General features: G+C 56.8%; 19 protein-coding genes and 1 riboswitch. Of the genes, 15 read left to right on the top strand and 4 right to left on the bottom strand.

The window, feature by feature from the left end:
- Nucleotides 1-4: 4 nt before the first annotated feature.
- Nucleotides 5-514: a bifunctional 3-hydroxydecanoyl-ACP dehydratase/trans-2-decenoyl-ACP isomerase gene (gene fabA, locus LCM21_RS05415; protein WP_224889647.1), complete on the bottom strand. Its 510-nt coding sequence runs from the start codon at nt 512-514 to the stop codon at nt 5-7.
- Nucleotides 515-702: 188 nt separating this feature from the next.
- On the opposite strand from fabA, the gene irrA reads away from it, so the two are divergent.
- Together irrA and LCM21_RS05405 are read left to right on the top strand one after the other, a co-directional pair.
- A complete protein-coding gene (gene irrA, locus LCM21_RS05410; protein WP_224889646.1) occupies nt 703-1,119 on the top strand; it encodes an iron response transcriptional regulator IrrA in 417 nt (138 codons plus the stop codon).
- Between the two features lie 253 nt (nt 1,120-1,372).
- Complete coding sequence (locus LCM21_RS05405) at nt 1,373-2,170, top strand: phytanoyl-CoA dioxygenase family protein (RefSeq protein WP_224889645.1); 798 nt, start codon at nt 1,373-1,375, stop codon at nt 2,168-2,170.
- Nucleotides 2,171-2,172: 2 nt separating this feature from the next.
- Here the strand turns inward: LCM21_RS05405 and LCM21_RS05400 are convergent, their stop codons facing one another.
- Entirely contained in the window at nt 2,173-3,036 is an 864-nt protein-coding gene (locus LCM21_RS05400; RefSeq protein ID WP_224889644.1) for a hypothetical protein, read from the bottom strand.
- Nucleotides 3,037-3,156: 120 nt separating this feature from the next.
- Between LCM21_RS05400 and miaB the strand changes: the two genes are divergently transcribed.
- The 10 genes from miaB (at nt 3,157) to cmk (ending at nt 13,669) form a co-directional block, all read left to right on the top strand.
- On the top strand, nt 3,157-4,476 hold the full coding sequence (gene miaB / locus LCM21_RS05395) for a tRNA (N6-isopentenyl adenosine(37)-C2)-methylthiotransferase MiaB (protein ID WP_224889643.1): 1,320 nt from the start codon (nt 3,157-3,159) through the stop codon (nt 4,474-4,476).
- 174 nt (nt 4,477-4,650) lie between these two features.
- Entirely contained in the window at nt 4,651-5,415 is a 765-nt protein-coding gene (locus LCM21_RS05390; protein ID WP_224889642.1) for an outer membrane protein, read from the top strand.
- A 134-nt stretch (nt 5,416-5,549) separates the two neighbouring features.
- Nucleotides 5,550-6,572, top strand: coding sequence for a PhoH family protein (locus LCM21_RS05385; RefSeq protein ID WP_068337767.1), 1,023 nt, complete (start codon nt 5,550-5,552; stop codon nt 6,570-6,572).
- 33 nt (nt 6,573-6,605) lie between these two features.
- Nucleotides 6,606-7,100 carry an rRNA maturation RNase YbeY gene (gene ybeY, locus LCM21_RS05380; RefSeq protein WP_224889641.1) on the top strand — a complete coding sequence of 165 codons (495 nt, stop codon included), beginning with the start codon at nt 6,606-6,608 and terminating at the stop codon, nt 7,098-7,100.
- Nucleotides 7,101-7,135: 35 nt separating this feature from the next.
- Nucleotides 7,136-8,023 (top strand): hemolysin family protein, encoded by an 888-nt coding sequence (locus tag LCM21_RS05375; RefSeq protein ID WP_224889640.1) that lies wholly within the window; start codon nt 7,136-7,138, stop codon nt 8,021-8,023.
- On the top strand, nt 8,020-9,516 hold the full coding sequence (lnt, locus tag LCM21_RS05370; protein ID WP_224889639.1) for an apolipoprotein N-acyltransferase: 1,497 nt from the start codon (nt 8,020-8,022) through the stop codon (nt 9,514-9,516). Before LCM21_RS05375 ends, lnt begins: the two co-directional genes overlap by 4 nt.
- A 42-nt stretch (nt 9,517-9,558) precedes the next feature.
- Nucleotides 9,559-9,608: riboswitch (SAM-SAH riboswitch) on the top strand.
- A 5-nt stretch (nt 9,609-9,613) separates the two neighbouring features.
- Nucleotides 9,614-10,795 (top strand): methionine adenosyltransferase, encoded by a 1,182-nt coding sequence (gene metK / locus LCM21_RS05365; RefSeq protein ID WP_224889638.1) that lies wholly within the window; start codon nt 9,614-9,616, stop codon nt 10,793-10,795.
- A 132-nt stretch (nt 10,796-10,927) separates the two neighbouring features.
- Nucleotides 10,928-11,638, top strand: a complete 711-nt coding sequence (gene trmB, locus LCM21_RS05360; RefSeq protein WP_224889637.1) for a tRNA (guanine(46)-N(7))-methyltransferase TrmB — start codon at nt 10,928-10,930, stop codon at nt 11,636-11,638.
- A 70-nt stretch (nt 11,639-11,708) separates the two neighbouring features.
- Nucleotides 11,709-13,055, top strand: coding sequence for a 3-phosphoshikimate 1-carboxyvinyltransferase (aroA, locus tag LCM21_RS05355; RefSeq protein ID WP_224889636.1), 1,347 nt, complete (start codon nt 11,709-11,711; stop codon nt 13,053-13,055).
- Nucleotides 13,052-13,669: a (d)CMP kinase gene (cmk, locus tag LCM21_RS05350; RefSeq protein ID WP_224889635.1), complete on the top strand. Its 618-nt coding sequence runs from the start codon at nt 13,052-13,054 to the stop codon at nt 13,667-13,669. Before aroA ends, cmk begins: the two co-directional genes overlap by 4 nt.
- Nucleotides 13,670-13,686: 17 nt before the next feature.
- On the opposite strand, the gene LCM21_RS05345 is transcribed toward cmk, so the two are convergent.
- Nucleotides 13,687-14,166, bottom strand: a complete 480-nt coding sequence (locus tag LCM21_RS05345; protein ID WP_068337754.1) for a YHS domain-containing (seleno)protein — start codon at nt 14,164-14,166, stop codon at nt 13,687-13,689.
- Nucleotides 14,167-14,478: 312 nt separating this feature from the next.
- Here LCM21_RS05345 and LCM21_RS05340 point away from each other — a divergent pair, with 312 nt between their 5' ends.
- Nucleotides 14,479-16,164: a tryptophan halogenase family protein gene (locus tag LCM21_RS05340; RefSeq protein WP_224889634.1), complete on the top strand. Its 1,686-nt coding sequence runs from the start codon at nt 14,479-14,481 to the stop codon at nt 16,162-16,164.
- 103 nt (nt 16,165-16,267) lie between these two features.
- On the opposite strand, the gene LCM21_RS05335 is transcribed toward LCM21_RS05340, so the two are convergent.
- Entirely contained in the window at nt 16,268-16,675 is a 408-nt protein-coding gene (locus tag LCM21_RS05335; RefSeq protein ID WP_224889633.1) for a hypothetical protein, read from the bottom strand.
- 355 nt (nt 16,676-17,030) lie between these two features.
- On the opposite strand from LCM21_RS05335, the gene rpsA reads away from it, so the two are divergent.
- Nucleotides 17,031-18,707: a 30S ribosomal protein S1 gene (rpsA, locus tag LCM21_RS05330; RefSeq protein WP_224889632.1), complete on the top strand. Its 1,677-nt coding sequence runs from the start codon at nt 17,031-17,033 to the stop codon at nt 18,705-18,707.
- A 266-nt stretch (nt 18,708-18,973) separates the two neighbouring features.
- On the top strand, nt 18,974-19,258 hold the full coding sequence (gene ihfB, locus LCM21_RS05325; RefSeq protein WP_037310872.1) for an integration host factor subunit beta: 285 nt from the start codon (nt 18,974-18,976) through the stop codon (nt 19,256-19,258).
- Nucleotides 19,259-19,263 lie beyond the last annotated feature (5 nt).

The raw sequence follows: 19,263 nt of genomic DNA, 5'->3' as shown, positions 1-19,263 counted from the left end.
GGGGTCAGCTCTCAGACAATGCAACTTTCATGTCCTTGACCTGATAGATGACTTCGCCATCCGCTTCGACCCGGCCGTCAGCCACACCCATGGTCAGGCGTCGGGTTTGAACGGCCTTCGTGAAATCGACAAAATACTTCAGCATCTTGCGATCCGGGCGGACCATGCCGGTCAGCTTGACCTCACCCGCACCCAGCGCATAGCCGCGCCCTTGCCAGCCGCGCCACCCCAGGTTGAAACCGGTAAGTTGCCACAATCCATCCAGGCCCAGACAGCCCGGCATGATCGGGTTGCCGGGGAAATGGCAGTCAAAGAACCAAAGATCCGGAGTGATGTCGAATTCGGCTATCACGTGACCCTTGCCATGCGCACCACCATCGCCAGAAATCTCGGTAATACGATCCATCATCAGCATTGGCGGGGCAGGCAGCTGCGCGTTACCGGGGCCGAATAACTCGCCACGGGCGCATTTCAGCAGATCGTCCTTGTCAAAGCTGCTCGGGAATTGGGCCATTATGCCGCCTCTCCTGCCAGGGGTCTGTTTGTGTTATCTGGCCTCGTCTAGCACCCGTATGCAAGGTCCTGCAAGAGCGGTCGCCCGTACCATGAGATGTTCCGAGGGTTCTTTGCGACTGAATTTCATTTGAAATTGCCCGTCCACAGCACTTATATATAGTCAAGCAAAGAATAGGTATCGGATATATGACACCTCAGAGCCAGAACATAGCCACCACCTGGTTGGTCGACGCAGGGTTGCGTCCGACGCGTCAGCGCGTTGCACTGGCGGAGCTGCTGGTTGGGGACGGGCTTCACCGCCACGTCACGGCAGAAAGCCTTTTTGAAGCGGCTAAAAAAAACGGCGATGCCGTGTCTCTGGCAACTGTCTACAACACGCTGCGTGCGTTTTGCGACGCTGGTGTGTTACAGGAAATCACCGTTGATGGGTCGAAAAGCTACTTCGATACCAACACGCATGATCATCCCCATTTCTTTTGGGAGGATGAGGGCCGTCTCAGCGATGCGCCGTCAGATCAGCTTGTGATTCAACGCCTGCCCGAAGCGCCAGACGGGGTTGAAATCGCCTCGGTCGACGTCGTGATCCGGCTGCGAAAAAAATAACGTAACGTTTCTTTTGTGAGCAGAGCGTAATTTGGAAAACTCTGAATTGCGGCGTTTTAGCATGTGTGCGCGGACAAAAGGTGACTTGGTGATAGCATCGCCGGAACTCCAGTGTTGAGCAAAGCCAGCCGCCGGGTGCGGAGTTGTGCGGCAGTAGTCAGATATCCAGTACCAAGTGTTGCCTTGAAGATATGGCTTGAACGCAGGGCAGTCTCATGCCCAGATCGCGCAGGCCCATGTAACGGAGACAGGCATGACTCACCCTTTGGTCACGCAAGACATGATCGATACCTATCAGCGCGATGGTGTTATCCTGATCAAGGGTCTTTTCTCTGATCATGTTGAAGATCTCCGAGACGGTGTGGCCGAAAACATGGCGAATCCGGGACCGTACGCGTCAGACAACAGAAAACAGGGCGAGACGGGATTGTTCTTCGATGACTATTGCAACTGGTCGCGGATTGATCAGTTCCGAGATGTCATCGAAAACTCTCCGGCCGCCGAAGTCGCGGCGGACTTGATGCAATCGCGAACCGTGCAGGTATTCCACGATCATGTACTGGTGAAAGAGCCCGGCACGTCGATGGCCACACCATGGCATCAGGACGGGCCGTACTATTTTGTCGAAGGTCAGCAAACGATCAGCTTTTGGTCTCCACTTGACCCGGTGCGAGAAGCCACGCTGCGCTGTGTGGCTGGGTCGCATCTGTGGGAGAAAGAGGTCTTGCCCACCCGTTGGGTGTCGGAAGAGGGGTTCTTTCCGGATGAGGGTCAGTACATTCCCGTTCCGGACCCGGATGCCGAGGGGATGACGGTCGTCGAGTACGAAATGGAGCCGGGTGACGCGGTGGCGTTCAATTACCGCACGCTTCATGGCGCGCGCGGGAACCGGTCCGATAGTCGTCGCCGGGCGTTTTCATTGCGCCTGGTCGGGGATGACGCGCGCTATGTCGAACGTCCGGGCCGGACGTCGCCGCCGTTTCCCGGACACGATATGACGCCCGGCCAGCGCCTGCGTGAAGATTGGTTCCCAGTTCTGCTCAGGCGTTGACCTCAGAACCACTGCCCCGGCTCGATGAGACCAAGATCAAGCAGTTGGCTTGACGTCCACTGAAAGGGCACCGAGTTTTGCCAGCAAAAGCTTGGGATATCGAAGGTCGAGCCTGCGTTGCTTTTCAGTGCCTTGGCCGCGCGGAATGAACATATGGCTGCGGTCAGGTTGTGGTGCCAGGGGCAGGAATAGGTGTTGTATTCCGGCTCGTTGAACGTGTGATCGGGGCGGAGTTCCAGACCATTTTGCGATTTGAACAAAGCGATGCGGTCAATTCGCCGGCGCTCATATGGAATGTGATCCTCGAATCGCCAGCGCAGACCGCCCGACATATCCAATTGCCGCTCGACCGGGTGCCCTTCTGCGTCGTGGCGCGTGTGGGCATAATATCCTGTTCTGTCCAACATCGCGCGTTCCGGGGACACGCCATTTGGAGAACTGTTCAGGTCATCGGCATACAGGTCGATTACGTGGCTCAGCATCGCGTCCCGGCGTTCCTCGGCGTGGAAAGTCAGCAATTCGCCAACCGTGCGGGTCTCACAAAACGGAAAGAACAGGTATTCGGCGTTGTAGCAGTAGTACATCCAGATGTTCGGAGCGGCCTGAATGATCCGGTTGATGGTGTCGAAGACGATCGCGCCGGGAACACAGGTCAGGTTGACGCGGTGGATACGGTCCACAAGCGCGGGGTCCAGCGTAAAATCTTGCGGCATGAAGGCAATCACAGACTTGAAGCCAAGATGCAGATGATGCCGGAGGGTGCTGTCGACCTCGATGTTGTCCTCGGCAAAAATGAGCGCAACAGGACCTTCGGCAAGGGCTGATCTACCTGAGTTCAGGAAAACGTCGAATGAGTCGTATTGCATTGCCTGTCCGGTTCCACTTGGCTGGAATCTGCGTTCAAAATCGGGTATCCGCCTTGGCATTGCAAGCGGCGTTCGTCGGGTATAGATGACGCCGATCCCGCGAACGCAAAGGCCATACCCATGTCAGAACCCAAAAAGCTGTACATCAAAACCTATGGTTGCCAGATGAACGTCTACGACAGCGAACGTATGTCCGAGACGCTGGGCGGGCAGGGCTATGTTGAAACCAAAAGCCCGGAAGACGCGGATATGATCCTGCTGAACACCTGCCACATCCGGGAAAAGGCCGCTGAAAAGGTCTATTCCGAGCTTGGCCGGTTCAAAGGGTTGAAGGCGGAAAAGCCCGACCTCAAGATCGGCGTGGCAGGATGTGTTGCGCAGGCCGAAGGCGAAGAGATCATGCGCCGACAGCCTTTGGTCGATTTGGTTGTGGGGCCGCAAAGCTACCATCGGTTACCCGAGATGGAGGCGAAGACGCGCACTGGCGCCAAAGCGCTGGATACGGATTTCCCCGAGGAAGACAAATTCGAAAAGCTCAAGAACCGCCCAAAGGCAAAACGCGGCCCAACAGCGTTCCTGACTGTTCAGGAAGGCTGTGACAAATTCTGTGCCTTCTGTGTTGTGCCCTATACCCGTGGGGCCGAGGTCAGCCGCCCAGCGGATCGCATCATTCGTGAGGCGCAAGATCTGGTTGAACGTGGTGTGCGCGAGATCACTCTGTTGGGTCAGAACGTGAATGCGTATCACGGGGCCGGACCCAAGGGCGATATGACCCTAGCCGGATTGATCTGGGAATTGAATAAAGTTGATGGGTTGGAACGTATCCGCTTTACCACCTCGCACCCCAATGACATGGCAGATGACCTGATCGAAGCGCATGGAACCTGCAACAAGCTGATGCCTTATTTGCACCTGCCGGTGCAGTCGGGATCAGACCGTATTCTAAAGCGCATGAACCGCAGCCATACAGCCGAAAGCTACCTTCGTCTGATCGAGCGTATTCGCGCCGCACGTCCTGATATCGTGATGTCTGGCGATTTCATCGTCGGCTTCCCTGAAGAAACCGAAGAAGATTTTCAGGCGACCTTGGACCTCGTGCAAGAAGTCAAATACGGCTATGCATACTCGTTTAAATACTCCACCCGCCCGGGCACACCTGCAGCCGAGCGGCCCCAGGTGGACCCTGATGCAGCGGACGATCGCCTACAGCGTTTGCAGGCTTTGATCACGCAGCATCAGCGCGAAATTCAGGATGCAATGGTTGGGCGCAAGGTCAGCGTGCTTTTTGAAAAACCCGGCCGTCTAGCAGGGCAAATGGTCGGAAAATCCGAGTATTTACATTCGGTTCACGTATCCGATGCCGATGTTGCTGTGGGCGAGTTAAGGGACGTACGGATCACAAGCTCAGGTGCGAATTCGCTTGCTGGTGAACTGATCTGAAGCTGAAAACAAGTGCTGTTTGAAAGCCATAGTCAGGATTTATTCCAGTCGTTAACCCTTGATTTATGACTGGCAACTATGTTCCCAGAAAGATTAGTTTTTTGGGGCTGTGTCTTTTGGTTCCTAAAGCTGCGTACTGTGCTGACCCGTTTGTTGGGTCGATGGAGGAGACGAGTGGAAACCCTGACGCGTTGCTTTGCACCCAACATGCGATTCTTAGCCCCGATCGTGCTGGTGCTTTCATTTCTTTCCGGTGCGACGTTTGCAGGCAACCTGAATACTGGGCTGACTGATCCACCGGTTGCCAGTCCGAAACGCCTGGATGCTGATGTAAGCGCGTTCTATCTTGGGCTGAGCGCGGGCTACGCGTCCACTGGAACGGACCAGTTTGGTCTTCGCACCCCTGCAGATCTATTTGCGATAGGCGAGCTGGATTTGAAAGGCGGCTATGGTGGTCTCCGCGGGGGATGGCGTGGCAGTGTACCTGTGACCGGCGGGCGCGATTATGTCTATGGATTTGAAATCGGATACGATTTTGGCAAGATAGAAGACGACGCATCGACAGATATTGGCTCTGTTACGGTTTCTGGAGGGTCCGAAGTTTCGGACATCCTCTCGTTGCGCTTTCGCAACGGTTTAACGAACAAAAGCGGAAAGATCCTGTATTTTCTTACTGTCGGTTATGTGCAGGGCGACGTGACAACCACAAGCGGTCTGGAATTGGGGCCGACGATTCAAACTTTTTCAGACAGCGGCACGCGCGATGGCTTCTCGGCGAGCATTGGTGCAGAACACAGGCTGAATGACAATTGGTCCATCACGGGTGAGTTTGAATACGTGCAGTTCGACTCGCGTGAGGTTGAATTCGGCAATGGCTTCTCGACCAAATCAACTCCTAAATACCGCGGTTTACGCTTTGGGTTGAACTATACGTTCTGAGACCGCCAACTGTTGTAGACGGACCTGGTTTCGGCGGTTTTACCATCCGTTTCGGAAAAATTGAAACTGTGGCTTGCGCCCACCAAGAATTGTTGTCTACGCTTGGAGCATTAACGCCAAGACAGGAGAACGGATTGGCCATCGGTGCCCTTACCCCACCGCAAGATGACATGCCCCCGCGCGAGGCGTTTGTTGAATTCCCTGACAACCGGTTGTTGATTGATTTGTGCGGCGAGTATGACCGCAATCTAACCGACATCGAACAAAAGTTGTCCGTCCAGATTGTGCGTCGCGGCAATCAGTTGGCCGTCATGGGCGATGAGGACGCTCAGAAACAGGCGATCGAGGTTTTGCAGGCGCTCTATACCCGTCTGGAAGGCGGTCGCGATGTAGAGGCCGCTGATGTAGACCGTGAGCTTCGGATGGGCGTATCGGAACAAGGAACCGGCAGCCGCGACGGTGATCAGCTTGAGATGTTCAGAGGCGGCACGGTCGAGATAAAGACAAGGAAAAAACTGGTTGAACCACGCACGGATGCGCAAAAGGCGTATGTTCAATCGCTGTTCAGCAACGAACTGGCCTTTGGCATTGGCCCGGCCGGTACTGGCAAGACTTATCTGGCCGTAGCTGTTGGCGTTTCGATGTTTATCGGCGGGCATGTAGATCGGATCATCCTCAGCCGTCCCGCGGTCGAAGCTGGTGAAAAGCTGGGCTATCTGCCGGGTGATATGAAGGACAAGGTCGACCCGTATATGCAGCCGCTTTATGATGCGTTGAACGACTTTCTTCCCGGCAAGCAACTGGCCAAATTGATCGAGGAAAAGCGTATCGAAATCGCGCCGCTGGCATTTATGCGAGGGCGGACATTGGCCAATGCGTTCGTGGTTTTGGATGAGGCGCAGAACGCGACAACCATGCAGATGAAGATGTTCCTGACGCGTCTCGGCGAAGGCAGCCGGATGGTGATAACCGGTGACAGGTCGCAGGTGGATTTGCCGCGTGGGGTCCAGTCTGGGCTTGCGGATGCCGAGCGTCTGCTAAAAACGATCCCCAATATCAGCTTCAATTACTTCACCTCTAAAGACGTGGTGCGGCATCCGCTTGTCGCCGCCATCATCGAAGCGTATGAGGCCGACTCAGGCCGCGAGGCGGGTTAAACGTCCGGGGCTGTATGCTTTGGGCGTCGTAACATGAACCTTGAACTGACCATTGAAGATGCGCGCTGGCAAGGGCTGGAACCCTTGGCCACGCAGTCCATCCAGGCCGTGCTGGAGTATTGCGGCCTGGATATCGATCTGTGCGAAATCAGTCTGCTGGCCTGTGACGATGCACGGATCGCTGAGCTGAACGCGGAGTTCCGGGAAAAGCCTGTGCCGACAAATGTGCTCAGCTGGCCGTCCGAGGATCTGTCGGCAGAGGAACCGGGGCAGGTTCCGACTTCTCCGGCAGCGGATTTCTCAGGGGAAATCGCGCTGGGGGATATCGCGATTGCTTATGAGACATGCGCAAGAGAAGCGGAAGAGGCCGGAAAATCGATGGATGATCACGTCAGGCATCTGATTGTTCACGGCACGTTACACTTATTGGGTTACGATCACATTCGTGACCCCGACGCCACTTTGATGGAAAGGGTTGAGGTCGCTATACTTGGCAAAATGGGTGTCGATGACCCATATAGGATATAGACGGGCCACAACGGCCGATTTTTTGGAACAGGACAATGGGTGATACAGACGGCAGTTCTATGGCGGCGCAGAGCGCGCAACCTACGAACGGCGGTGATGCTGGCAAAGAGAAAGCTGGCATCTTCTCTAGAATAGTGGATGCGTTCTCGCCGCAGAGCGAGGATGAGGTCCAAGTGACGAACGGGCAAGATGTCGACAAGGTGCAGCCGCGCGGCATGATCAATCTGCGGCGGATGCGGGTCGAGGACGTGGCCATCCCCACGGCTGAGATCATCTCTGTCCCCTCGAGCATCACGAAAGACGAGCTGGCGCAGGTGTTCCGTGACAGCGGCCTATCTCGGATACCGGTTTACGAGGGCACGTTGGATACGCCTTTGGGTTTCGTGCATCTCAAGGACTTTGCGCTGACCCACGGGTTCAATGGCGGGTCGACCGAGTTCGATCTGGTGTCAATGCTTCGGACATTGCTGTTTGTTCCGCCCTCGATGCCGATTGGCGTTCTGCTTACCAAGATGCAGACCGAGCGTCGCCACATGGCGCTGGTGATTGATGAATATGGCGGTGTTGACGGGTTGCTGACCATCGAAGACCTTATTGAACAGGTCGTGGGTGAAATCGCTGACGAGCATGACGCGGATGAAGATCAGCTTTGGGTTCAGGAAAAGCCCGGCTGCTATATCGTGCAGGCGCGTGTTCCATTGGAAGAGTTCGAAGCCGAAATCGGACGCTCGCTTACCAGTCACGAAGACGTGGATGAGGAAGAGATCGACACGTTGGGTGGGCTGGTCTTCATGCTGTCGGGTCGCGTGCCCGCGCGCGGCGAGGTTGTTCTGCATCCCGAAGGTCCGGAATTCGAAGTGATTGATGCCGACGCACGCCGGATCAAACGTTTGAGGGTCATGTTGCCGGGCCGCGCCGCATGAACCCAGCCAAGGGTTGGCCGTTTTGGCTGAGACTGGTTCTGGCGTCGCTGCTTGGCGTGGTGGCAGCGTTTGGTCTTGCACCTTTCGGGATATGGGCTGCAACATTGGTTGCGTTGGTGCTGCTGTCACCGTTGTTTCTGTCGACCGAAACGCGCGGTCAGGCGGCGTGGATTGGTTGGTTTTTTGCCACCGGCTACTTCGCCCATGGGCTCAGTTGGATCACCGAACCTTTCTTCGTTGATGCCGAGCGGCACGCCTGGATGGCACCGTTTGCGTTGGTCTTCTTGGCGGGCGGGCTGGCCCTGTTCTGGGCGCTTGCCTTTTGGATCGCACGGCGCCCGGGCGCACGCATGGTGCGTCAGGCGGTATTTCTGGCCTTGGCGGTATCATTGACAGAATGCGTTCGCGGGTATGTGTTGACCGGGTTCCCTTGGGCGGGGCTGGCGCAGGTATGGGTTGGCTCGCCAATGGCGCAGGTTCTGTCGCTGTTTGGGCCGTACGGTTTGGGGGCAGTGACACTGCTTGCGACGCTGCCTTTGGGTGCGGCCTTGACGCAGCGCGGCGGTTTTGTCCTGCCGCTGGGCTTTACAGTCGGCGCTGCTGGTTTTGCACTGGTTTACGCCAGTTCGCGCCCAGAGGTGACAGAGACTGATCATGTCGTGCGGCTTGTTCAACCTAACGCACCCCAGCATCAGAAATGGGACCCGGATTATGCGCCTGTGTTCTTCGCGCGTCAGATCGAGTTCACTGCGGCGGCCCCCCGGCCTGACCTGATCGTCTGGCCTGAGACCTCGATCCCAGCATGGTTGGGCAGCGCTCAACCTTATCTCAACGCAGTTATCGACGCGGCGCAGGGAACACCGGTGTTTTTGGGAATTCAGCGGGGGGATGGGCCGCGTATCTACAACTCGATGATCTATTTGGATGAGACCGGCCAGCAGGCAGGGCTGTATGACAAGCACCACCTTGCCCCCTTCGGAGAATACGTGCCGCTGGGAAACCTCATGGCAGAGTTCGGGATTCACGGTATGGCGACCACCGCTGGGCATGGGTTCAGCTCTGGTCCCGGGGCGGCTCTGATGGATGCTGGTAAACTGGGCAAGGCGTTGCCGCTGATTTGTTACGAGGCTGTTTTTACACAGGATATCTTGTCCGCACCGGGGCGTGCGGACTTTTTGCTGCAAGTCACCAATGATGCCTGGTTCGGCACATGGTCGGGCCCATATCAGCATCTGGCGCAGGCGCAGATGCGGGCGATTGAGCAAGGATTGCCCATGATGCGGTCTGCCAATACAGGCGTGTCGGCGATGATCGACCCGTTGGGGCGCATCACGGACGCGCTGCCTTTGGGGCAAGCAGGGTTCATTGATGCAAAACTGCCTGCACCGCATGACCCAACTGTATACTCGCGGATCGGGGATGTTCCCGTATTTGTCCTGCTGGGGGCTATGTTCGCGCTGCTTTGGCGCAACGTGCGGCGGGATCATTCTTAATTACCGATTGACCCTTTGGTTTACTGCGCGTATCCCCTCGAAAGCCCGTCACAACGGCTTCCTGGCGTGATGGGGGAAAACTTAATGGAGCACTTTCATGTCCAGACAGAACTACACATTCACTTCGGAATCCGTATCCGAAGGGCACCCGGATAAGGTTTGTGACCGAATCTCGGATGCTGTACTTGATGCATTTCTGAAAGAAGAGCCCGAAGCACGCGTGGCGTGCGAAACCTTTGCAACCACTGACCGCGTCGTCATTGGTGGAGAAGTAGGTCTGTCTGATCAGGAAAAGCTGCACGATTATATGGGCCGCATTGATGAGATCGCGCGCGCCTGTATCAAGGATATCGGGTACGAGCAGGACAAGTTCCACCACGAAACCGTCGAGGTGACGAATCTGCTGCACGAACAATCCGCCCATATTGCGCAGGGTGTGGATGCCTCGGACGAAAAAGAAGAAGGCGCTGGCGATCAGGGCATCATGTTCGGATATGCCACCACTGAGACACCTGCGCTGATGCCGGCACCGATCCAGTATTCTCATGCAATCCTGCGTCGTTTGGCCGAGGTGCGCAAGAACGGCACTGAGCCTGCGCTTGGGCCTGACGCGAAATCGCAGCTTTCGGTGGTGTATCGTGACGGGAAACCGGTTAGCGTCAGCTCGATCGTGTTGTCGACTCAGCATCTGGATGAGGCGCTGAGTTCGGATGATATCCGCGCGATTGTTGAGCCCTATATTCGTGAAACCCTGCCCGAAGGCTGGCTGACAAACGAAACCGAGTGGCACGTGAACCCCACCGGCAAGTTTGTCATTGGCGGACCAGACGGCGATGCCGGTCTGACGGGACGCAAGATCATTGTGGATACTTATGGCGGTGCTGCCCCGCACGGCGGCGGCGCGTTTTCGGGGAAAGACCCGACCAAGGTAGACCGTTCCGCAGCTTACGCGGCGCGCTATCTGGCCAAGAACGTGGTGGCTGCGGGCATGGCAGAGCGCTGCACAATCCAGCTGAGCTATGCGATTGGTGTCTCGAAACCTCTGTCGATTTATGCCGATACGCATGGCACCGGTCAGATTGCAGATGCGGTGATCGAAAAGGCGGTCGGTCAGGTTATGGATCTTACCCCGCGCGGCATTCGTGAACACCTGCAGCTGAATAAGCCGATTTACCAGCGCACCGCGGCCTATGGCCATTTTGGCCGAGAGCCGGATGCTGATGGCGGCTTTAGCTGGGAACGTACCGATTTGGCTGATGCGCTGAAAGCAGCCGTCTGAACCATTGCTATCAAAAGGTGCGCCCTTGCGGGCGCGCTCGATTGTTTGAAAACGCAGCAAGTGGCGGCCCGCTAACAGAACGGGCGCGGCCACCTCTTGCCTCGATGTCGCCCGCGCAGTATGGGCACCGCCATGAGCACCCAGACACCCAAACGCCCCCGCAGAAACTTCTATGGCCGCTTCAAAGGCAAGGCTTTGAAGCAAAGCCAGAAGGCATACCTGAACGAAGACCTTGATGCCCTGTCGCCAGGGGCCGTGGATTGGGAGAGCAACCCGGAACGTCATCCACTGGACCTGAAAACGTTATTTGGTGGCAAGGAGATCTGGCTTGAGGTTGGCTTTGGCGGTGGCGAACATCTGGTTCATCAGGCCACGCGCAATCCGCAAATTGGCATTATCGGGGCTGAGCCGTATATCAACGGCGTTGCCATGTTGCTGGGTAAGATTCGCAATGCCGGGGTCAAGAACCTTGCGGTGCATCCAGGTGATGCGCGTGACCTGTTCGATGTACTGCCCGAAGCCAGTATCTCGCGTGCGTTTCTGCTGTATCCCGATCCTTGGCCCAAGACACGTCATCATCGTCGGCGTTTTGTGACTCCTGAACATTTGGAACCGATGGCCCGCGCTCTGAAGCCCGGTGCAATCTTTCGGGTGGCCACCGACATTCCGGATTATGTCCGACAGACTTTGGAAGAAGTTCCGCGCGCCGGGTTTGAATGGCTGGCTGAACGCCCCTCGGACTGGCGCGAACCGTGGGACGACTGGATTTCCACCCGGTATGAACAGAAGGCCCTTCGCGAAGGGCGCACGCCCCATTACCTGACCTTCCGGCGCAAAGACTGATTGCGGCTGGACCAACCGGCCCCAATTCGCTAATCGGCTTGAGCACTGATAGCGCAATTAAGGAGCCTTCATGTCCGGACACGGCACGCCCATCCCGATGACCTCGCATCCCTGCGGTCCGCTGACTGGCACGGCCGAAGTGCCGGGCGACAAGTCGATCTCGCACCGGTCGCTGATCCTTGGCGCGATGGCAGTGGGCGAGACCAGGATTTCCGGCTTGCTGGAAGGTGAAGATGTTCTGGACACCGCCAAGGCCATGCGTGCATTCGGAGCCGAAGTTACCGATCACGGGAATGGTGAATGGACCGTGCACGGCGTCGGTGTCGGTGGCTTTGCCGAGCCCGATCAGGTGATCGATTGCGGCAACTCGGGCACCGGTGTGCGGTTGATCATGGGCGCGATGGCGACCAGCCCGATCACCGCGACCTTTACCGGTGATGCCAGCCTGAACAAGCGGCCGATGGCACGGGTCACTGATCCGCTGTCGCTTTTTGGCGCGCAATCGGTTGGGCGGTCGGGCGGGCGTTTGCCGATGACGATTGTCGGAGCGGCAGAGCCGATCCCGGTGCGCTATGAGGTTCCGGTGCCATCGGCGCAGGTGAAATCAGCGGTCCTTCTGGCGGGCCTAAATGCACCCGGCAAAACCGTTGTGATCGAGAAAGAGGCCACCCGCGACCATTCAGAGCGGATGCTGGCCGGCTTCGGAGCGGAAATCACTGTCGAAGATACGGATGAAGGCCGGGTTATTACTCTGACAGGACGTCCCGAGTTGAAGCCGCAGGTAATTGCCGTACCACGCGACCCCTCCAGCGCGGCGTTTCCAGTCTGCGCTGCGCTGATTACGCCCGGTTCCGACGTGTTGGTTCCGGGAATTGGCCTGAACCCAACCCGTGCAGGGCTGTTCACCACTCTGCGTGAGATGGGCGCGGATCTGACCTATGAGAACGAGCGGGAAGAGGGCGGCGAACCCGTCGCCGATCTGCGCGCGCGCTATTCGCCGAATATGAAGGGCATCAACGTGCCGCCCGACCGCGCGGCCTCGATGATCGACGAATACCCGGTTCTGTCCGTGGTTGCAGCCAATGCCACCGGCACGACGATGATGGGTGGCGTTAAAGAGCTGCGCGTGAAGGAAAGCGACCGGATTGACGCAATGGCAAAAGGCCTGCGTGCCAACGGTGTTACCGTCGATGAAGGCGAAGAATGGTGGTCGGTCGAAGGCTTGGGCATTGGCAAGATTCCCGGCGGCGGCACGTGTGAAAGCTTTTTGGATCACCGCATTGCCATGTCGTTTATGGTGATGGGCATGGGTGCAAAATCACCGGTATCTGTCGATGATGGCAGCCCGATTGCGACGTCCTTCCCAATTTTTGAACCGCTGATGTCCTCGCTGGGCGCCAAGGTCGAACGCACATGAGCTTTACGGTGGCGATTGACGGCCCTGCTGCCGCCGGTAAGGGAACGATCGCGAAAGGTGTCGCGGCGCATTTTGGGTTTGCGCATCTGGACACCGGGTTGCTGTATCGTGCAGTAGGGCGTCGGACATTGGATGGCACGGACGCCATCGCGGCGGCGCAGGCCTTGAAGGCGGACGAGTTGGAACAGGGCGATCTCAGGACGGTCGAGATTGCCCAGGCGGCCTCAAAAGTCGCGGTAATTCCCGAAGTTCGCGCGGCGCTGGTTGATTTTCAACGGGCTTTTGCGCGACGGGCTGGGGGAGCGGTTTTGGATGGGCGCGATATCGGAACGGTCATCTGCCCCGAAGCCGAGATCAAGTTGTTCGTCACGGCAAGCGCCGAGGTCCGGGCAGAACGTCGCTATCTGGAATTGAAGGCCAAAGGGTCTGATGTCACGCAAGAACAGGTTTTGGCAGATGTGCGTGAGCGCGATGCCAGAGATGCTGAGCGTATCACGGCGCCTATGAAGCCTGCGGAGGACGCCGTGCGTCTGGATACCTCGGACCTGAGTATCGAGGCGGCGCTTGAAAGGGCCGTGGCGCTGATCGAAAGCAAACGCCCCGCGACGCAATAGCGCCGCGGGGCAGAGTATTACAGTTCGCCTACTGCAACGCTCTTGATCTTCGACCACTGATCGTCAGCGGTTTTTGCCGTCGCGGGTACGTCTTTCAGGAACGCGGCGCGGGTTTCGGCGTTCAGGAACAGGTACAGTTTACCGTCCGAGACCAGGTACTGATCCGGGTCGCCGTCAAACTTCTTGCCGACCGAAACGCCAAACGAACAGAATCCGCCGTGCTGCGGCAGATAGGCGGCAGGGTTGGCTTCGAACGCTTCCAGGTTTGCAGCGCTGGAGAAGTAGTAAGACGCGCCGTCATGGGTCGCCGTGTGCGTTGCAAAGCCCTCGACCGGGTTGCCGTCCTGCAGCAGCGCAACCAGATCGACACCGTGCGCAGCCAAGGGCGCACCGGCTGCCGAAATACCGTTCGAGACATTGATCTCATCCGCCGCAAAGGCCGGGGCCGCGATCAGGGGCAAGGTGGCAATCAGGCCTGTGAGAACCAGAGATTTCATAGTGATTTCCTTTTCTGTTCAGGTTCGGCTGGTTGAACTGCCAACCGCTGAAACAGAATTAGGGGGCTTGATTTGAACGTGCTATCGCAGAACGGTCGATAAACATTGCAGATCGTTCAAAGCTGGCGCGGTACGGTACGCTTTCCTCACCAAGAGTTACTTGGTCAGATGAAAGCGGGCCTTCTGTGGTTAAGCCCTAGCTGGATGCGGGAAAGCTGTTATAGTTCTGGGATCGCCAAGAGGGAAAGCAGCACTCAAACCTCAAAAGAGGATGCCGCAGAAAATTCCCCAAGCTAACAGGGACCAAAAAACATGAACAATCGTTTGCGCAAGATCACCATCGTTGGTGGTGGTACAGCGGGTTGGATGACCGCGCTGATCCTGGATATGGTGTTTTCCCGCACGTCTGCCCCCAAAGATCGCCCGAGTATCTGCCTGATCGAAAGCCCCAATATCTCAACAGTCGGTGTTGGTGAGGCCACTGTGCCGCGCATGCCGGTCACGCTCCGCCAGGCGGGCATCTCAGAGCGGGATTTTTTCCGCGAGACGAACGCTTCGTTCAAGCTGGGTGTGAAGTTCTGCAATTGGAACAAGGACGCCAAGGGCAATCGCATCGATTACGTGAACCCGTTTGCGCATGGCCAGATGGTCGAGGGGTTAGACGCCGCCGAGTATTTCTTGCGCTTTGGCAACGGAGATCGGGATTTCACGCAATCTATTTCACCGCATGATCACCTGGGCCGTTTGTGCAAGGGCGCGCGGCAATTGGGCCAGCCTGAATTTGAACAACGCTTTGGCTATGCGTATCATCTGGACGCCGTGAAATTCGCAGGCATGCTCACCAAGGTCTGCACCCAGCGCGGCGTTGAACATATTCGGGATGAGGTCCAAACGGTTGAGTTGGATGAAAAGGGCAATGTCAGCCATCTGATGCTGGAACGTGCCGGTCGCCACGACATCGAAATGGTCGTAGACTGCACCGGGTTCCGCGGGTTGATCATCAACCAAGCGCTTGGCGAGCCGTTTATGGATTATTCGGACTACCTGCCAAACGATCGAGCCATGGCGCTGCAGATCGAACATCCCAATCCAAGAAAGATCGAAAGCCTCACGCGATCCACTGCACTTGGCGCAGGTTGGACTTGGCGTGTGCCTCTCTATAACCGTGTGGGTACGGGTTATGTGTATTCGTCGGCTCACCGTACGGATGATCAGGCGGCAGATGAATACCTCGAGTGGCTGGGTGACAGCGGCAAGGGCGCAACGCCGCGCGTGATTCCAATGCGCGTCGGGCGCGTGCGCAACGCCTGGGTCAAGAACTGCGTGGCGATTGGTCTGTCAGGCGGCTTTATCGAGCCGCTGGAAAGCACCGCGATTCATATGATTGATCACGCGGTGCGCTGGTTTGCCGAACACCTGCCCACGCGAGACATCGAGCCATCGCTACGGGCCAGGTACAACCGGCAGATGGACAAGCTGTATAACGAGGTTCTGGAGTTTATCTGCCTGCACTACAAGTTGGGCAATCGCAAGGATGACCAGTATTGGATCGACGCGCGTACTGAAATGAAGGTGCCGGATCGGTTGGCCGAGAACTTGGAGTTGTGGCAGCACCGTCTGCCGATGCAACACGATGTCGAGTTCGCCACGCTATTTGACCATCGCGTCTATCAGACGGTTCTGTTGGGTAAACAGTCTTACGATACCGGTTATGGGACTGGTATCCGAGATCGTGTTCGGCCGCTGAAAAAGCAGATTTGGGAACAGGGTATGAGGCGCGCCAAAGCGGATCTTGCTCAGATCATCAATACAATGCCGGATCACAAAACGCTTTTGCGCGATATCCGTGGCGAGCTGAAGCAACCAGCCTTTGTTATGGCAAATGCCGCAAAACCAACAGTCGCAGTACCAGGTGCGGCACCGGAACCCATAACAATTCAGAACATGCCAAACCTTGCTGAAATTCAGAGCGGCAAGAAAGATCTGCAACTTTTCTAACGTATCTGTGCGTTCAACCCGTAAGGTGTTTCGACAAAAGCTCGGGAGGCAGGGCCTTAAACCTCTGCCTTCTGTGACTCAATTTCGGTGTTCAGACCGGAACCTAGGCCGGAGCAGTGAATGCTGCCCGCTCGCCCAGCAGATAGCGCACGACATCTGCGTAGTCGAAAACCAGCGAGATCGTAATCGTCAGAAGGATAAAGCGGATGATCCGTCTGGGTGGTTCAGGCATGTCGGCGCGGGCTTGCTGGTACCACAGGTAAAATGCAAGAGGCGTCCAGGGAATGATATGCCCCAATCCCATCAACCGAACATATCCAAGCTGATTGAAAATAAAAATTACACCCGCTGCGGCCAACATGCTGCTGATCAAGGTGATGATTGAGGCCACGCGCGATTGGCGCCATATCAGCAAGGAAATCGGTAAAAGAAAGGCGCCGAAGGACAAGATATTCAACCAGATTTGAATCCATTGAGGCTGCTGCGCAACGATCAGGTTGAAGTCTTCCATGGCCCGGTTGCTCCTGTGTTAAAGGGAATACGTTGTGTAGTGCCGCGCTGGGCATTTTAGGACAACTGGTATGACGCGTGATCAAGCCGATGTGAAGCGGGCGGTTTCGCGCGCGACACGCGGCACTATGCAGCTTTCGACTTGCGGGGCAGCGCCCGAGCCGTTATAGAGCACCCGTCTAAACATGGGCGGTTAACGTCCGGATGACGTATCTGAGCAGGGCCGGGTTTCCTCGGCCCTTTGTGTTTGTGTAGTCGGATGCGCCCCGGATCACGCCGGATGACATCAGGAAACAAGACCGGCGGAGACAACCGCTCGGCCAGCAAAAACGTTATGTAAAGGAAAACAACGCCACATGGCTAACGCATCCATGGAGGAATTCGAAGCCCTCCTGAATGAAAGCTTCGAAATGGACACACCCGAGGAAGGGTCTGTTGTCAAAGGCAAGGTTCTGGCGATCGAAGCCGGCCAGGCCATCATCGACGTAGGCTACAAAATGGAAGGCCGCGTTGATCTGAAAGAATTCGCAAATCCCGGCGAAGCCCCTGAAATCGCTGTCGGTGACGAGGTCGAAGTTTACCTGCGCGCCGCAGAAAACGCCCGCGGCGAAGCTGTTATCTCGCGTGAGATGGCCCGCCGTGAAGAGGCATGGGACCGTCTGGAAAAAGCATATGCCGACGACCAGCGCGTCGAAGGTGCAATCTTTGGTCGCGTCAAAGGTGGCTTCACCGTCGATCTGGGTGGCGCAGTTGCGTTCCTGCCCGGCTCGCAGGTTGATGTTCGCCCCGTGCGTGACGCTGGCCCGCTGATGGGTCTGAAGCAGCCGTTCCAGATTCTGAAAATGGACCGCCGCCGTGGCAACATCGTTGTGTCGCGTCGCGCAATCCTGGAAGAATCGCGTGCCGAGCAGCGTGCCGAAGTTATCGGCAACCTGTCCGAAGGTCAGACCGTCGAGGGTGTTGTCAAGAACATCACCGAATACGGTGCATTTGTTGACCTGGGCGGCGTCGACGGCCTGCTGCACGTCACCGACATGGCATGGCGCCGTGTGAACCACCCGTCCGAGATCCTGACGATCGGCGAAACCATCAAGGTTCAGGTCATCAAGATCAACAAAGATACCCACCGCATCAGCCTGGGCATGAAGCAGCTGCAGGAAGATCCGTGGGATCTGGTTGCTGCCAAGTACCCGCTGGGCTCGGTCCATCAGGGTCGCGTCACCAACATCACCGACTACGGCGCGTTCGTCGAGCTGGAAGCCGGTGTCGAAGGTCTGGTGCACGTCTCCGAAATGTCCTGGACCAAGAAAAACGTCCACCCCGGCAAGATCGTTTCGACCAGCCAAGAAGTCGACGTCATGGTTCTGGAAATCGACGGCGCCAAGCGTCGCGTGTCTCTGGGCCTGAAACAGACTCAGCGCAACCCATGGGAAGTGTTTGCAGAAACGCACCCCGAGGGCACCGAGGTCGAAGGCGAAGTCAAGAACATCACCGAATTCGGTCTGTTCATTGGCCTCGAAGGCGACATCGACGGCATGGTTCACCTGTCCGACCTGTCCTGGGACGAGCGCGGCGAAGATGCGATCCAGAACTACCGCAAAGGCGACGTCGTTCAGGCGGTTGTCTCGGAAGTTGACGTGGAAAAAGAGCGTATCTCGCTGTCGATCAAAGCCCTGGGCGGTGACAAGTTCGCCGAAGCCGTGGGCGGCGTGAAGCGTGGCTCGGTCATCACTGTTGAAGTCACCGCGATCGAAGATGGCGGCATCGAGGTCGAGTACGAAGGCATGAAGTCGTTCATCCGTCGTTCTGACCTGTCGCGTGATCGTGCTGAGCAGCGTCCTGAGCGTTTCTCGGTCGGTGACAAGGTCGACGTTCGCGTCACCAACGTTGACAGCAAGACCCGCCGTCTGGGCCTGTCGATCAAAGCACGCGAAATCGCCGAAGAGAAAGAGGCCGTGGAACAGTACGGTTCTTCAGACTCGGGCGCGTCGCTGGGCGACATCCTTGGTGCAGCGCTGAAATCCGGCGACTAAGCCGAAGCGCCTAACGAAAGATTTTTCGGCCCCTCGTACGCACGAGGGGCCGTTTTTGTTGCGAATCAATATGTTCCAAAACGTAGTGTTATTTTAATAGTCGTTTGCGCTTTTGGTTGAAATTCGGACCTAGAAGCAAAAAATCACACGACTTATTGCAAAAATGAAGTCTTTCGACACCGAGTCGACGTTCCCCCGTACCGGGTTTTTTTCTATACTGGCCAGACAACTAGAGATGACCAAGGTCGCCTGGGAGGGTAACGCTCATGATCCGTTCAGAACTGATTCAGAAAATCGCCGACGAAAACCCGCATCTGTATCAACGCGACGTCGAGCGGATCGTGAATACTGTGTTCGAAGAAGTGACGGATGCCATGGCGCGCGGAGACCGTGTTGAGCTGCGCGGCTTTGGGGCTTTCTCTGTAAAACAACGCGATGCCCGGGTGGGGCGCAACCCCCGGACTGGTGAAACCGTTCAGGTCGAAGAAAAATGCGTACCGTTTTTCAAAACTGGCAAGTTGCTAAGGGACCGATTGAACGGTAAAGCCTAGGGCAT

The organism is Ruegeria profundi (genome assembly GCF_020171505.1).
Classification (GTDB): domain Bacteria; phylum Pseudomonadota; class Alphaproteobacteria; order Rhodobacterales; family Rhodobacteraceae; genus Ruegeria; species Ruegeria profundi.
This window is presented reverse-complemented; position numbering and strand designations above follow the sequence as displayed.

Bases quoted from the DNA above. Each gene is read 5' to 3' on its own strand.
- cmk (WP_224889635.1), top strand. From the start codon at position 13,052: ATGAGCTTTACGGTGGCGATTGACGGCCCTGCTGCCGCCGGTAAGGGA.
- trmB (WP_224889637.1), top strand. From the start codon at position 10,928: ATGAGCACCCAGACACCCAAACGCCCCCGCAGAAACTTCTATGGCCGC.
- irrA (WP_224889646.1), top strand. From the start codon at position 703: ATGACACCTCAGAGCCAGAACATAGCCACCACCTGGTTGGTCGACGCA.
- fabA (WP_224889647.1), bottom strand. From the start codon at position 514: ATGGCCCAATTCCCGAGCAGCTTTGACAAGGACGATCTGCTGAAATGC.
- LCM21_RS05335 (WP_224889633.1), bottom strand. From the start codon at position 16,675: ATGGAAGACTTCAACCTGATCGTTGCGCAGCAGCCTCAATGGATTCAA.
- aroA (WP_224889636.1), top strand. From the start codon at position 11,709: ATGTCCGGACACGGCACGCCCATCCCGATGACCTCGCATCCCTGCGGT.
- LCM21_RS05375 (WP_224889640.1), top strand. From the start codon at position 7,136: ATGGGTGATACAGACGGCAGTTCTATGGCGGCGCAGAGCGCGCAACCT.
- LCM21_RS05345 (WP_068337754.1), bottom strand. From the start codon at position 14,166: ATGAAATCTCTGGTTCTCACAGGCCTGATTGCCACCTTGCCCCTGATC.
- ybeY (WP_224889641.1), top strand. From the start codon at position 6,606: ATGAACCTTGAACTGACCATTGAAGATGCGCGCTGGCAAGGGCTGGAA.
- rpsA (WP_224889632.1), top strand. From the start codon at position 17,031: ATGGCTAACGCATCCATGGAGGAATTCGAAGCCCTCCTGAATGAAAGC.
- metK (WP_224889638.1), top strand. From the start codon at position 9,614: ATGTCCAGACAGAACTACACATTCACTTCGGAATCCGTATCCGAAGGG.
- LCM21_RS05400 (WP_224889644.1), bottom strand. From the start codon at position 3,036: ATGCAATACGACTCATTCGACGTTTTCCTGAACTCAGGTAGATCAGCC.
- LCM21_RS05405 (WP_224889645.1), top strand. From the start codon at position 1,373: ATGACTCACCCTTTGGTCACGCAAGACATGATCGATACCTATCAGCGC.
- miaB (WP_224889643.1), top strand. From the start codon at position 3,157: ATGTCAGAACCCAAAAAGCTGTACATCAAAACCTATGGTTGCCAGATG.
- LCM21_RS05340 (WP_224889634.1), top strand. From the start codon at position 14,479: ATGAACAATCGTTTGCGCAAGATCACCATCGTTGGTGGTGGTACAGCG.
- lnt (WP_224889639.1), top strand. From the start codon at position 8,020: ATGAACCCAGCCAAGGGTTGGCCGTTTTGGCTGAGACTGGTTCTGGCG.
- ihfB (WP_037310872.1), top strand. From the start codon at position 18,974: ATGATCCGTTCAGAACTGATTCAGAAAATCGCCGACGAAAACCCGCAT.